Here is a 13,806-nt window from a genome sequence, read left to right on the forward strand (position 1 = left end):
TTATTGGAACCATTGTCGGCCTATATCCCACTTAAATAAAGTACACCGGTTTGTGATGAAGCAACGCGCTAATGAACCTTCTTTTTATCTGAATTTTGTATACCAAGTGATATTGTTATAATTATTATTAATTACATAGGCTTGATTTTAACATTGGCTTGATTTATAAAATAAGAATTCGTTCATTAACTTCATGATTATATTAGTTTTTACTAACCTTTAATGACATGGAGAAAGGCGATGAAAAAGAATCAAACACGCAACAGGTTAGCGAATTTAGTGCGACTTCGTAGGTCATACAAAGCATCAGACTTTCTGGTGAGTTCTGATGAACTCCGAGTTAAGAAGGATGTTTACAGCTTACGTAAAATCAAACAGTTAGAAATTCGTCAATTGGGCCTTAAAGAAAACGCAATCAATATCGTTTCGTTGGCTTTAGTCCTCTCGGCAGCGACTTGGGCATTCGTTCCTCAGTTCGGTTTGCCGATGCTTGCACTGACCTTTATTTTGGCGTTTGTTACATGGCGAAGATATGAGTTACGTGCAGAGTTTAAAGGGGCCGATGAAACTGGCGACCATTGGGTTTCCGTGGCGCGCGGTTGTACTCGAGAAGAGTTCAAAGTGTTGAAAAACGTTGAATTGGCTTTACGCGAGCAAGTGTCTTAATGGCTAGATCGGTTAATGCTTGGGTCTTATAACCGTTAAGCTCCCATAATCAATAAGGCTCGTCATTGTATGGCGAGCTTTTTGTTTTCTGAAAAACATCGATAGAGCCGGTTACTTTGAGAGACCAGCGCTTATATGTGTAATAGTTATCTGCATGAATCTTAAGTCACGGCATTTTTGGTGATCTTTGCGGCTTTGAATATAGGAAGAGGATGGAGATGAATACATTAGTCAGAGAGGGTTCCTTTAAAAGGCTCATCCAGTTAGTTGGCTATGTTTTGATTATCGTGTTGAGCCATAGCCGACTCTCCAATGCTCAAAGTGTCGAGTTTCCTACTTGTGCACAGAGTGAGATATTGAATACAGAGATCCATCTATATGTTGATGAATCGCTGTTATCTGAATATTCCAAAGCATTTGTTGCCGCTAAAATAGCGACATGGGAAAGTTATTCGAATCTGGTATTGAATAACTCCTGCATCCCTATCACGAGAAAAGTTACCAAGGTGACTTACACGCCGGAAATTGACAGCCTTTGGTTTCAAGATTTGAGCACTGCAGAGAGGTTATTAAAACTCTCGTTGGAAGAACCGATCCCAGAAACAACAGAAGGCGGCGTTCCCATTTTTACAGGGATAGTATTTTCTAACTATAATTCTAGCTTCGAGTCTGATTATTGCGGCGTCTCATCTCCAGTATCCTATTTTTTCTCTTTAGCGATAAACTGCCCTGATCACCTAATGGAGCATGAAATTGGCCATTTAAGTGGTGCGCATCATGACTACAAAACGTTATTGAAAGGCTTTGATAGTATTGAAAGTTACATTTCTGGCACGTATCCAAGAGCTCCTCAATATTCCTTCGGCATAATTTGTGCTGACAGAGGAACAGTGATGTCTTATGAGAGAGATGTTATACCTGCTTATTCCAGCCCGGACATTAGAGTCGATGGCATAAAGTGCGGGGATAGCAAATACTACAACAATGCGAGAGTGCTTAGAGAGTTTGCACAATCTTATTTAACCCCATGATTGCCTTGCGGCTAGCCTGTTGTTTTATTGAACGTCATAACACGTTCAATTCAAAGTATTTGTCCTGTGATCTTTAAATTTAGAACGAGCGTATTTCTCCCAGTTTATTAAGGAGAGTATGCCCAATGTTATCTAAAGAAAATGAATCAAGAATTATTGAAATGGCGTGGGAAGACAGAACGCCGTTTGAAGCAATAGAACAGCAATTTGGTTTGAATGAATCGCAAGTGATTCGTTTTATGCGTAGTCATCTTAAGTTCGGCAGTTTTAAGCTGTGGCGCTCTCGTGTTTCTGGGCGCTCGACTAAACATGTAAAGTTGCGTAATACCGATGTATCGAGAGGTTATTGTCCAACTCAGTACAAACATCGTTAGAAGAGGGGATGACCAGTCAGTATCCCAAATCAACACTCAGATATGGGAAACGAAAGAAATGAAGGGAATGAAACAATTTTGCGCTCTACTTTTGGTGCTGCTTAGCTTTGGCGTCAATCATGTTCTAGCGAATGATACGCGACTTAAGCAAGCTTACGAAAATCATCAAAGCGACGTTCAGGTGCGCGGAGCGGGTACGGTGTATCGAGTACTTCCTGATGATAATAAAGGCTCTCGACATCAGAAATTCATTTTGCGACTCGATAGCGGACAAACCTTGCTAGTCGCACATAATATTGACTTAGCTCCTCGTGTTCAGGACCTGGGAAAGGGCGACCGAGTTGAGTTTTATGGTGAATATGAATGGAACAAGAAAGGTGGCGTAATGCACTGGACGCACAAAGATCCTCGCAATCATCATGCTCATGGTTGGTTAAAGCATAATGGGAAAGTATACGAGTAAGCTACACCTCGTTTTGTTTTAACATGAAAAAGGAAATTTGATGTTCAAACTCGAAACCAGCAGATTGATTCTTCGAGATATGACGCCTCAAGATGAGTCTGCGTTTGTTGGCATGTCTCAAGACGTAAAGTATCAGCGTTTCTATGACGAAAGTGATTGTGAACCTAACAAATATCGAGAGCTAACCCAGTTGTTTGTTGAGCAGGCTTTGGAAGTACCACGCCAGTCTTATCAGCTCGCGGTTGAAAGTAAAGATTCAGGGAAGTTTATTGGAACCGTTTGTTTACGTCTTGAAGGCAACCTACAAGCTTCAATGGGTTGCGCTTTCTCAAGGGAGACTCAGGGAAAAGGGCTTTCTACAGAAGCGGCTGAAGCGCTCGCTAATTTTGGGTTTTCAGAGTTGGGCGTGCAACGCATCTACGCCGAAACCATCAGTAAGAACTTAGCGGCCATCAAATTGTGTCAGTCACTGGGAATGAAAGAAGAAGCGCGCTTTGAGAATCATCGATTCTTCAAAGGTAAATGGTGGGATACTGTGAGGTTGGCAGTTGTTGGATCTGATTGGAAAAAGGCTTAGTGATGGAAAGTGGCATGCAGAAGCTAGATAAAGGGCTCGATAAAGACGGATTTATTCAAAATCTTTATTCGCCAAAGAACATTGCGCCTGAATTTCAAGAAGTGGTGTCAGCAGTCGTTGATTCGCTGCTAAGAGAGCTCCCAGGACAAATAGATGGTATCTACTTGTACGGTAGCGTGCCAAGAGGAATTGCCATTATTGGTCGCTCTGATTTGGATGTTTCTATCATACTCACTACGCCTATCGGCCAAAAAGAGAAGGGAGTATTTAAGCACCTTTCTGACACCATTCCCAAAGCATATCCGCAAGTGAGCAAGCTTGATATCGATCCTGGCTTCCTGCGCGATGTTCTGCAACCCACGGAAAAGTATCATTGGCACTTTTGGATCAAGCATTGCTGCTGTTGTGTTTGGGGGAATGATTTATCTAATGAGTTCCCACTATACAAACCAAGCATTGAGATCGCCCAAACGCTTAATGGCGACTTGTCTACTTTTCTTGAGCAATTGAGTCCGTCTTTTCAAACAATGGCTGGTGGGGATGTCGCTAAGGTGATTGGCAAGAAGTTAGTGCGTGCAGCGTACTACTTTGTGGCTGAGAAAGACGGAAGTTGGTACACCAACCTGAGCCAGTGCGCTGTAGTAGCCAAGCGTTATTACCCTAATCAAAGCGACGATATTGAGCTAGCGTATCAATATGCTCTTGGAAACTTGATATCTAAAACAGAAGCTTTTGAATTGTATAAAAGGCTGAGCAAAGAGCTGATTCGAGAGTAGGTGAATCGGCTAGTCAATGGATGAAGGAGGTATCACCGCTCAAGAAGCTTATGATGTTGCGTGGTATTGCTTTGAAAGAAGTAGAGCACGTGGGTAGGTATCTTTAGTTTGGATTCGATAACCTGTTTACGAAGTTTTTGAGGGCTCAAAAACGGTGAACCCCCGATGTTGGTAGTAATCTTAGTTGTATGATGTTGATTTATATGCATTTCATGTATTTAGAGCTGGTGGTTAAGCTCTAATTGGCCTAAAAAACGGTTAAAAAGGCCAATGAAATAGTCAAATAAAATCAATGTATTAGCAACTCGGTACTACTGTATTAGTCCACCCTAAAGTGGGCTTGAAATCGATTCGTTGAATCGTTTGACGCTTCGGGAATCCTTTTCGTTAATTGCTGCGCAAATAGAATGTCGCTGAAAAAATCGTGCATAGTTTTTCTACCAGTAGATGAAAAATCTTAATTTTCATGTAGTGAGAAAGGTAAGGAGAACGACATGGCGACGCGTAAAATCAGACCTAGACAATTTATTGATGAGTTTTACCCTGACTCAGGGATATGCAATACCACCATCATAAACTGGATTAAACATGGCAAGCTTGAGGGCACTAGAACGCCAACGGGCCGATATTTAGTCTGTGTTGACGACGAGATAGGGAACCCTGCAGACAGGGTGAGTGAACTTCTAAGATTCTTGGAGTCATAAATGGTTGGTAGAGCTAGAAGCAAAGAAACGGCTCATTACCCTCCATTCTTGGTGAAAATGAGCCATAGGGGTCAATCTCGATTTCGGTTTACGACCGTAGATGGTGTGAAGAAGCTATTTCCTATCGGGACTGTAGAGCAAGAAGCGATACAAGCTGCGCATGTTTACAACTTGCAATATCGTCCTGAGCTAGGAAGCGCGTTTTCCCTTTCTGAGATGACCCCATTTCGCAAAGCTGTCTCTAAAGGCCGAAAGGACAAATTCAATCGGCCTTTAAAAGATTGGCTTCCATTAGTGTTGTCTCGTGTAAAAAAAGAGGAACGGCTCTCCAAAGACGTTTATCGAAATTTGGAGAGGGACTGTTACCGCCTTGATGAGTTCATGGGGCGGTTGCCAACCAAATCGATCAAGTTACAGCATATCAATGAGTTCCTTTCGAAATACTATTCAGAGTTAAGTAATCGTCAGCTCAACAATAAGATCAGTAACCTTAAAAAGGTGTTTTCCTACCTTGCCGATGAAAGCGCTATTGAGAGTAATTTTGTACTCAATAAAAAACAGCGTCGATTGACCAGAGAAGATTACACAAAAGCTCGCCACGACCTAGATATTGAAAACTACCAAAAGGTCTACGATGCAGCGCCACTGTTTCTTAAGGTCGCAATGAGCTTAACACTTGAGACGCCTCATGCTGTGAGAGAGATCTATAGGCTTCGTTATCGTATATACAAACCACGGGAAGGCGTTTGTGGGATTCTTTGGAACCCTGACAAAGAGGTGGAGTATGTGGATGGGCATGCAGTGTATGGAACGCTTTATGTTCATCGAGAAAAGGTGAAAAAGTCCGATGCTTCCACTGTCGCCATTCCTGTCACTCAGACGATTAAAGACATTGTCGATCTTTCTAAAACATCGAGATTGATTTGTCCTTATATCGTTCATCGTAAACCCAAACAGCAGCAACGTGGCATTTCAAAAGAGACCGACCATCTTTACCAAGTGCACCACCACAATATAAGTAAAGAGTTCAGTAAGGTTCGAGACTCTTTAGGGCTTTATAGTCACCTAAAGAAATCGTTAAGGCCGACCTATCATGAAATTCGAGGGCTGGCTGCTCGAATGATTGAACAGCAAGGGCAGAGCGCTACCGAGCGAATGGCACATGCGAACGCTAAAACGACAAAAATCTATACAGGCACAAGTGACATTGTTTGGCACCAAGTACCACCTGTTGAGGTTATGCCTAAAGGTGGCCAGAAGTGATGTTTGTCAGTTGTTTAGTTTTGGAGAAATTCGGAATCCGAATTATTAGATTAAGGAAATACGACTTGAGTCCCTTCACCACAAGAGCATGCAATGGAGTACGTGTTCTTTTTCTTACTGACTTTGGCTGAATTTGATTGGCAAGAATGGCAACTAATACGCATTGCAGTATTCACCTTACATTGTGGGCAGTAGACGTAATACCCATACTTTCCATACCTCGGCTCGGTCTGCGGGCTTTGACACTTCTTACAATTAAAACCATGCCTTATTTGTGGAACTTTGGCCTCTTCAATTGTTTCTTGAGCTGGAATCAAGTCTACCTTTTTAGTTTCGCTCAATTCTGCGATATGTACTTTGGGAGCCGGAGAAGACGTAGGCACATGTTGTTCGTTTAGAAAGTGAACTAGGCGGTACAGTTCATCACGATTAAACGTAGGATTCGGATTTAGTATTGAACCTACGCGGTGCTTTTTGATGAGACTCTTAGCGCAGCTACCAATAGATTCGGCTTTAATGAGCTTCTTCGATATATCTTTAGGGATAGAAGTTCGATCGATTAGAGCGTCATTGGACGCGGCACAGAGTTGATCCCAACAGCGACCACCAAAGTACCCTTGTAAAAATGCAATCCGGTCTAGTAACGACTTAGCGTTGTCATTTAAAAGTGCTTTCAATAGTTTGGTTTGTAACTTAGCTTGTTCGATAGGTGAGGGCATTCCTGTCCACTTCCCTCTTACGGTTCGGCTCCATTCGAGTTGATTGTTGACCTTAACCTCACCACGAATCGATTTCGACTCAATAATGATAAATCCTTTGTTATAAAGGACTAAGTGATCGATCTGAGCAGTTTCATTTTTAAACTGTATGCGTAGGTCATTAATAATGAAAACGTCATTTGCATCTCCAAACTCTCTGCGTAAGTAAAACGCGACATCTTGCTCTACTTTTGCGCCAGCTTTCTGTTGAAGACTGTTGTCGATTTTTGAATCTCTATCCTTAGTAATCATTCTTTATTCCTGCTTTTTTATAAAAGCAGTTTACCATGCAGTCTTGTTCATATTGATGGTGTGTATGTTTTTGAGACATATGTTCTTTTTCGAACACTGTTATTGATGAAAATTGTGAAATATCTCTTTTCGAAAGCTCGAAGTAGAGAGTAGGAAACCTGCAACTCGCTGTTTAATAATGTGTTTGTTAGGCATCCTATTATTGTGCGTGTTAGGGCGTTGTGAACGCCATGAAAGTTGTAAATAGGCAATGGTGGCGTAACAATAAGAGGTGATACGCAGCCATTGCTGCAGAGAAAAACACACACATAAATTGTTATTGAGCTTTTGGAGTGACTAGAGGCCTCAGCCCTAAGAGCAGGTGATAGTGCCCTGTTTCGTGATTATGAAGTCATTTCAGAATTCGGAATCCGAATTTCATTTATCACTATTTTACGAATATTCTTGATAATGGGCTAACAACACCATTGGCGCCTCTATCAATGATGTGAGTATAGATTTGCGTTGTCTTCAAATCGGTGTGCCCAAGTTGTTCTTGAACGGTTCTGATATCTGCTCCGCTTTGAAGAAGGTGCGTAGCGAATGAGTGCCTTAAAGTATGACACGAGATGTTTTTCTCAATGTTGGCTTTTTGGCCTGCTACCTTAATGTGTTTTTGAAGTGCTGTTGGGTGAATATGGTGTCTACGTAGCTCGCCTGTTTGTAAATCTGGCGACAAACGACTAGAGGGAAAGAGGAATTGCCAATTTAGGCTCCTTTCTGCGCTCGGGTACTTTCTAGCAAGAGCTTCAGGTATGTATACACCAGAGAAAACTGTGTCATTCATGTCTTGATGATAGTAACTCGCCGATCTCTGTTGCTGCTGTTTGATAGCGGGGAAAAGCTCTGGTGCTATTGTCACTATGCGGTTTTTACCTCCTTTCCCTTGCCATACACGTACAGATTTATATGCATAATCGATATCTTGTATACGTAAGCGTAGACACTCCATTAAACGCAACCCTGATCCATACATTAATTGATAAGGTAATTTGTAGTTAGGTGAACAGTGATTGAATAGCCTTCCAATCTCTTCTGGAGTCATGACTGTTGGCAGTTTTCGTGATTTATCTGAGCGTCGAAACTGCATATCAAGCTTTATGGGTTCTTGAATAATTTCTTTGTATAAAAAGACTAATGCATTGAGAGCTAGACTTTGCGTTTTCCTCGCTGACTTTTTGTTAACAACTAGGTGTGTTAGGAAATCCTCCACATGCCTGGAAGTTAAGCCCTTTGGGTGCTTTTTATCATGATAAAGAATGTATTGGTGAATCCAGTAAATGTACGCCTCCGTTGTACGAAGGGCATAGTGCCGTCCAAGCATATATTCTTGTATATACGATAGAAATGGTGATTTTTTCATTAAACTGTAACTGGCTATCTATACATGAGTTTCAGTTTGGCACATCAATTCATGCTATATAGAAAAATTCTGTATTTTGGGATGTAGGCAGAGAGCTGTAGTGCTTAAGTTACTGTTAGTTTTCATAAAAACGGGGTATCGTTTACGTCATTGAGATACTAGACAGAATAATTCTGTATTTAAGTGCAGAATTTTTCTGTCTAATATAGCTGTTATACCAAAAGGGGGAACCTGCCCCCTTAAATCGCTATTGATCCAATGCGATGAAATCTCGAATTCCGTGTGAATACCCAAGAGCGAATGCTTGGTGAACACTCTTATGTCGCCCATCGGCTCTTGCTTGGCTATCACCCAATTCATCGATATTTAAGTGGATCGAGTTTTTTAACTGTCGCCCTTGTTCATAACCGGAGTTGTATGCACATTGGCAACATTTATGGCGTCCATTGTCGTGCATTTGGTGGTTACTAAGATTCGTGAGAACAGATTCATCTAAACGGCGGATATGTGTTTGATTACAAGGCATAGCAAACTCCTATCATATAAGGTGTATAGCAAGTTATAATCGCATTTGCATATTAAGAACAATGCGTTAGATCAAAGGTCTATTGCGCGTGAATGGAATTGGTATAACAATGCATTTAAGACGGATTCTCAACGCTTGGCAATTTCAGCTTAGGTCGGCTTTAGTGCTAAATGTGGCAAGGTTTAGGCTTGGGTGGTCGCGTTGTTCACCACTTAATGCGGCGTTATACGTCTGTTTGGATCTATATGCTAATGTGAGTATAATTGCCTAGCTTCTTAATCAGGGATTGTTATATGAAAAATCAGTTGCTTAGTGCAGTTCTAGGTGCAATCGTTGGCGCCATTATTTCTGCATTTGGGACGCCGATAGTCAACGATTGGCTCTCTTCAAATAAAGAACCATTATTGCTGTCAGAAATCAGCAAACCATTTTTAAAGTCATTGGATGAACCGATCCGAAAACAAATAAAAACTATAACCTCCACATACTCTATACAGCATTCCCAAGGCTCGACTGCTGAAGATATTACATTAATATTTAAATCAACAGAGCCTTTGAGCCAAAAATCAATCGCAGTCGTTTCTGGTGCTGATAAGTTCAAGCTAACAGAAGTATCAGGTAACGAAGTTCATATCGACTTTGCTTCTATTCGACCGACTGGTGGTGCGTCAATCACTATTGCCCATTCTCCAGAGTCAGATGTTTTATTTGATCACTTAATACGTAATGGTAAAATTATTGGTAAACACTTGTATGAGCAAAAAGAGTCCCCAGTAAATAATCCTTTAATTTTAGTGACCATTATGGTGGTTATAATTGCAACTTTTGTAGCTCTATTTATGTTTGCTGGGCATTATGCGGCAAAACGTTTTGTTGACACGGAAGAGCAAGCTGGTGAGGTAACTAGAGATCAACGTATTTACATGGCATCATTCATAATTGCCATCTTTATATACAATATGGTGACAGAGAACTTCCAAGGTAGTCTGCCTTTACCAAAAATTAGCCTAGTGGAAGTTTTGTGTGGCGTAATGCTCTATTTAGTACTTACTAATTTGACTAATATAAAGAAAGTCTTGTGCAAGGACGTATAACAAAGCATTTAAGAGTGATTCGCAACGCTTGGCAGTTTCGCTTCGCTCAAGTATAGCCAAGCGCCGCTCACACCTTAATGCGGCGTTATGTGTTTGGAGCGAACAAGAGGAAGTTCAGTGTTTGAGCATTTAGTTGAACTGGCGAAGCTAAAGATGCGAAAGCAAGAGTTTAGTGGCCGTATTAGTTGTGGACAGGTATCAGCAGCAATTGAAACATCAGCAGGTAATTTATACAGTGGCGTTTGTATTGATACTTCATGCTCCCTAGGTATCTGCGCTGAAAGGAATGCCATTGGCTCTATGGTCACTGAGGGCGAGTTTCAAATAACTAAACTGGTGTGTGTAAAAGGCGACGACTTCATCTTGCCATGTGGTGCGTGTTTAGAGCTACTAATGCAGCTTCACCCACAGAATTCAGAAATAGCAGTTCTTATTAATCAAAGTGGCGACGTATTGAAGCTAAATCAACTTATGCCGCATTGGTGGGGAAACACATAACAAATTGTTCAACTGGATTCCAAAACGCTCGGCATTTTAGCAATGGGCGGCTTTTGTGGTTAAGGTGGTCATATTTAGTTTAGTGGTACTGTTTTGTCACTAGTTAACAAGGCGTTATGTGACCGAGTACCCCACGTTTAGTTGATTTAATTTTTCCTCTCAAGAGAAATGTGATTGGTTGTTGAACGATTTGGTTGATTTCGGAGCAGTTAATGCGAAATATGAAGGTTACCCGTTTCTTTTATGAATCAGAGCAGTTATCCTGACCGAAGTTGACCTCACAAGGTCAGCAGGAAAGGCTTCGGCCACTAAAAATAAAAAATTTGATTATGTATAAAACATATCTGTTTTTAGGGACAATCTTGGTGTTGTCCATGATCTACATGCATGAGAGTCTTCTCTCTTTGTGGTTCTAAATTTTGGTTAGCGGCTTTCGGGCCGCTTTTTCTTTACAATTCATACAAGCTCATCTCATAGTACTTTTTAAGTTCCATACTCACTTGGATCCTACACATAACAAATTGTTCAACAGCGACTCAAAACGTGTGCCATTTTCGCTTCGCTCAATAGTATGGCACACTGGTTTTTCGCGCGTTAACAAGGCGTTAGGTGTCCGAGTATGCACAATACCCTAAATTATAAATCGTTCGTCATAGTGAACTCTATCACGTATGCGGCAATCACATAATTTTCTTGCTTTACTTGACCTTGCGTTGCACTTCTATAACTCGATAGTATTATTAATGAACTTAATTAGTTCGTTAAGCGTGCGGTACAAATTGTTATTAAAACGAATTAGCTAGAGGTAAATGTGATTAGTCGTATTTTAAAATTTTTTGGTTTCAATAAAGACCCTAAATGTAAAGGTAATCAAGATTGGAGTGTTCATACTGTTGACAATTGGCGTGAGACATCTGGAAGCGGGCAATATGGAACGTGCACAAAGTGCGGTGACGAAGTTCATCAACCTGAATTCCGTTGAGCTGTAGCCACACCTAACAAAGCATTTAAGAGTGATTCGCAACGCTTGGCATTTTTTATTCCATCGTTGGGTTTTGTGTTTACGGTGGTATGGTTAGGTTCAGTGGTAGCGTTGCTCACACCTTAATGCGGCGTTATGTCACAAGAGGAAATAATAAAGTATGTTGGCTAAAAATCTTATTGTCTCAGCGATGGAAGATATTGATACCTTCTTCTATGATGAAGTTGAGTTTACTGTGAAGTATGAATTGGATTGTAATGACCTTGGAATAGCAGCTGTTCGTAGTGTCGGTGATCAAGCTCGAATATACTTTTCTAAAGATTTGTGTAACTTTGAAGTTGATAGCGTAGAACGGTTTCTATTCGTTTTATTCATCGTTTCACATGAATTAGCACATTTCGTTAGCTTTCATCACATGCATAATGACCAAGAAAAATTAGATAGTGTATCTATTGAGTCTCGTGCTGATTTTTTTGGGGCACAAATAGCTTTAACACTGATGACTTTTGGTAAAAGTATTCATGGTTTACTACAAAAATATAATCTGAATAATGAAAACAAAGGAATAGAACCTAAAACCATAATCAATGCTATTTTTTCTCTAAATGAGCAAGTTTTTGTTAATAATACAAGTTTACGTTACCCGACTAGCCAATATCGAGTGATGTCAATGTTAGCGGCTTGTATAGCTTTCTTTTCAGTGTACTCAACTGAGCATGAACAAAAATTTGATATATGGTTTGTTAGAGAATTAAGTAAAAGTAAAAATCTAGCGAAACTTCCCTTAATCGATGAATATGAAGATACAATAAGTATCATTAGTTCGCGTTTAGATGATATTCATAAAAAACTTCAGTGGGAAAATCCAGTTAGTATTGGAGGTATAAAATTTGAATATGCACCATATCTGACAATCAATTACATACTACCCGATGAATTCATCTCTAAACAAAAAAAGTATGGTAAAGAGAGATTTTCACAGCTTTTTAATGAGGCTATAGGTGTTAACTTTGAGAAGTGACATAACAAATGCATCAACACGATTTGCTACATTCGGCGTTGTCAGTTTGTCTTTAATTTCAGTGATTAAGGCAGTAAAATTCAGCTAAGTCTGTATCGTAGCAAACGTGTTATGCAGGCGTTATGTTGAAGGAGGAAAAATGGAAGTTCTTAATCAACTTTACCCATCAGATAGTCAGATGGATAGACTGAAATCTTCACCTGATTCTGGTGAAATTCATTTGTTGAACCTGTTCAAATTTCGAGAAAAAGCGGAATATGCAGATGGTCGAGAATCAACTTTAACGGGTAGGGAGGCATACGATTTGTATGGTCATCCGATGGCGAAGATTCTTGAGGAATACGGTGCAAAAGTGGTTTTCTATTCGGAAATTACGGGACTGATTCTAGGTCAGGTTGAAGAGCTCTGGGATTCATTTGTAATCGTAAGATATCCATCACGACAAGCTCTAATTGAAATGACGTCATCGGAAGAGTTCAAGGCTCTAAGCGTTCATCGTGAGGCAGGTTTGGCAGGACAGTTAAACATAGAAACGAAGGCGCCTTAAGTTACAACATAACAAAGCGTTTAAGACGGACTCCCAACGCATGGCGTTTTCGGGTCAATTTATTTTAAGTGTTTATATCACAATGGTTTAGGTCAGGTGGTTAGCGTTGCTCGCCACTTAACGCGGCGTTATGTTTTCGGAGGAATATTAAGAAGTTATGAGTCCAGAAATTAAATTTCATTCATATGTTACATCGGTGACTACGTTAATCGTATTTACCTTATGGAGTTTCGCTTTACAAAAAGTACAGTCATATCCTGCTCTTTCTGTAGTAATTGCAGGGGTTTTTACCTTAGGGATTTATGGCATGGTAAATGCCATTTTATTGGCGATATTCCGCAATTTTAAATGGTTTAAGAAGTTTATTTTGGGTGCGACATATATGGAGGGAACTTGGGTAGGTTTCTTCGTTGGGCATCAAGGTAAGATAAGATATTTGGTCGAAAGCTTTGATCAAGACCTATCTTTATTAAAAGTTCGTGGTCGAGTGTATCGAGATGATTTTTCGTACCATAGTAGTCACACTTCAACAGACGCAACAGTTGACATCGTAAATGGAAAGTTAAGCTACTCATATGATGCAGATGCTATCCCAAATACTCATATAAATGCGGGGTTAGCACGTTTTGAACTGGTTCGTAACAGTAGAGAAAAACCAGCGCATCATATTGTTGGCTACTCGTCTGACTTGTTCCATTCAAAAAAGCTAACAGCCTTTGAGGATAAAATCTCAGAATCAACATCAGTCGAACTAGAACAAGCTTTAGCAAAAGCAGAAGAAGTGTACAACAAGTATCACTGTGTATCTGGACAACAAACATAACAAACAATTTAAGAGTGATTCAGCACGCTTGGCATTTTTGGTTTGGGTC

Annotated in this window: 16 protein-coding genes; 13 read left to right on the forward strand and 3 right to left on the reverse strand. The window is 40.4% G+C overall.

Annotated features, from left to right (window positions below):
* Positions 1-240: 240 nt before the first annotated feature.
* From AB6E85_RS17965 to AB6E85_RS18000, 8 genes are all read left to right on the forward strand, one after another.
* Positions 241-666 (forward strand): hypothetical protein, encoded by a 426-nt coding sequence (locus tag AB6E85_RS17965; RefSeq protein WP_372143441.1) that lies wholly within the window; start codon positions 241-243, stop codon positions 664-666.
* A gap of 218 nt (positions 667-884) precedes the next feature.
* Positions 885-1,697, forward strand: a complete 813-nt coding sequence (locus AB6E85_RS17970; protein ID WP_372143443.1) for a hypothetical protein — start codon at positions 885-887, stop codon at positions 1,695-1,697.
* 125 nt (positions 1,698-1,822) lie between these two features.
* Positions 1,823-2,071 (forward strand): TIGR03643 family protein, encoded by a 249-nt coding sequence (locus tag AB6E85_RS17975; RefSeq protein ID WP_372143445.1) that lies wholly within the window; start codon positions 1,823-1,825, stop codon positions 2,069-2,071.
* A 67-nt stretch (positions 2,072-2,138) separates the two neighbouring features.
* On the forward strand, positions 2,139-2,534 hold the full coding sequence (locus AB6E85_RS17980; protein ID WP_372143447.1) for a DUF3465 domain-containing protein: 396 nt from the start codon (positions 2,139-2,141) through the stop codon (positions 2,532-2,534).
* Positions 2,535-2,574: 40 nt separating this feature from the next.
* The gene (locus tag AB6E85_RS17985; protein WP_372143449.1) at positions 2,575-3,111 is read left to right on the forward strand and encodes a GNAT family N-acetyltransferase; all 537 of its coding nucleotides are present in this window, start codon (positions 2,575-2,577) and stop codon (positions 3,109-3,111) included.
* Positions 3,112-3,125: 14 nt separating this feature from the next.
* On the forward strand, positions 3,126-3,887 hold the full coding sequence (locus tag AB6E85_RS17990; protein WP_372143559.1) for a nucleotidyltransferase domain-containing protein: 762 nt from the start codon (positions 3,126-3,128) through the stop codon (positions 3,885-3,887).
* Between the two features lie 494 nt (positions 3,888-4,381).
* Complete coding sequence (locus tag AB6E85_RS17995) at positions 4,382-4,591, forward strand: hypothetical protein (protein ID WP_010434910.1); 210 nt, start codon at positions 4,382-4,384, stop codon at positions 4,589-4,591.
* Positions 4,592-5,854 (forward strand): integrase, encoded by a 1,263-nt coding sequence (locus AB6E85_RS18000; protein WP_372143451.1) that lies wholly within the window; start codon positions 4,592-4,594, stop codon positions 5,852-5,854.
* Between the two features lie 50 nt (positions 5,855-5,904).
* Here AB6E85_RS18000 and AB6E85_RS18005 read toward each other — a convergent pair whose 3' ends face one another.
* From AB6E85_RS18005 to AB6E85_RS18015, 3 genes are all read right to left on the reverse strand, one after another.
* Positions 5,905-6,864 (reverse strand): nuclease-related domain-containing protein, encoded by a 960-nt coding sequence (locus tag AB6E85_RS18005; protein WP_102384131.1) that lies wholly within the window; start codon positions 6,862-6,864, stop codon positions 5,905-5,907.
* A 427-nt stretch (positions 6,865-7,291) separates the two neighbouring features.
* The gene (locus AB6E85_RS18010; protein WP_017091129.1) at positions 7,292-8,266 is read right to left on the reverse strand and encodes an integron integrase; all 975 of its coding nucleotides are present in this window, start codon (positions 8,264-8,266) and stop codon (positions 7,292-7,294) included.
* Between the two features lie 247 nt (positions 8,267-8,513).
* Complete coding sequence (locus AB6E85_RS18015; RefSeq protein WP_065546146.1) at positions 8,514-8,792, reverse strand: hypothetical protein; 279 nt, start codon at positions 8,790-8,792, stop codon at positions 8,514-8,516.
* Between the two features lie 293 nt (positions 8,793-9,085).
* Here AB6E85_RS18015 and AB6E85_RS18020 point away from each other — a divergent pair, with 293 nt between their 5' ends.
* From AB6E85_RS18020 to AB6E85_RS18040, 5 genes are all read left to right on the forward strand, one after another.
* Positions 9,086-9,886: a hypothetical protein gene (locus tag AB6E85_RS18020; protein WP_372143454.1), complete on the forward strand. Its 801-nt coding sequence runs from the start codon at positions 9,086-9,088 to the stop codon at positions 9,884-9,886.
* 117 nt (positions 9,887-10,003) lie between these two features.
* Complete coding sequence (locus tag AB6E85_RS18025) at positions 10,004-10,384, forward strand: cytidine deaminase (RefSeq protein ID WP_372143456.1); 381 nt, start codon at positions 10,004-10,006, stop codon at positions 10,382-10,384.
* Between the two features lie 1,142 nt (positions 10,385-11,526).
* Positions 11,527-12,387, forward strand: coding sequence for a hypothetical protein (locus AB6E85_RS18030; RefSeq protein ID WP_048612026.1), 861 nt, complete (start codon positions 11,527-11,529; stop codon positions 12,385-12,387).
* Positions 12,388-12,526: 139 nt separating this feature from the next.
* Positions 12,527-12,934: a DUF1330 domain-containing protein gene (locus AB6E85_RS18035; RefSeq protein ID WP_372143459.1), complete on the forward strand. Its 408-nt coding sequence runs from the start codon at positions 12,527-12,529 to the stop codon at positions 12,932-12,934.
* A gap of 157 nt (positions 12,935-13,091) precedes the next feature.
* Positions 13,092-13,757, forward strand: a complete 666-nt coding sequence (locus AB6E85_RS18040; protein ID WP_372143461.1) for a hypothetical protein — start codon at positions 13,092-13,094, stop codon at positions 13,755-13,757.
* Positions 13,758-13,806 lie beyond the last annotated feature (49 nt).

This window comes from Vibrio sp. 10N.247.311.51 (assembly GCF_041467855.1).
GTDB classification, from domain to species: Bacteria; Pseudomonadota; Gammaproteobacteria; order Enterobacterales; family Vibrionaceae; genus Vibrio; species Vibrio coralliirubri.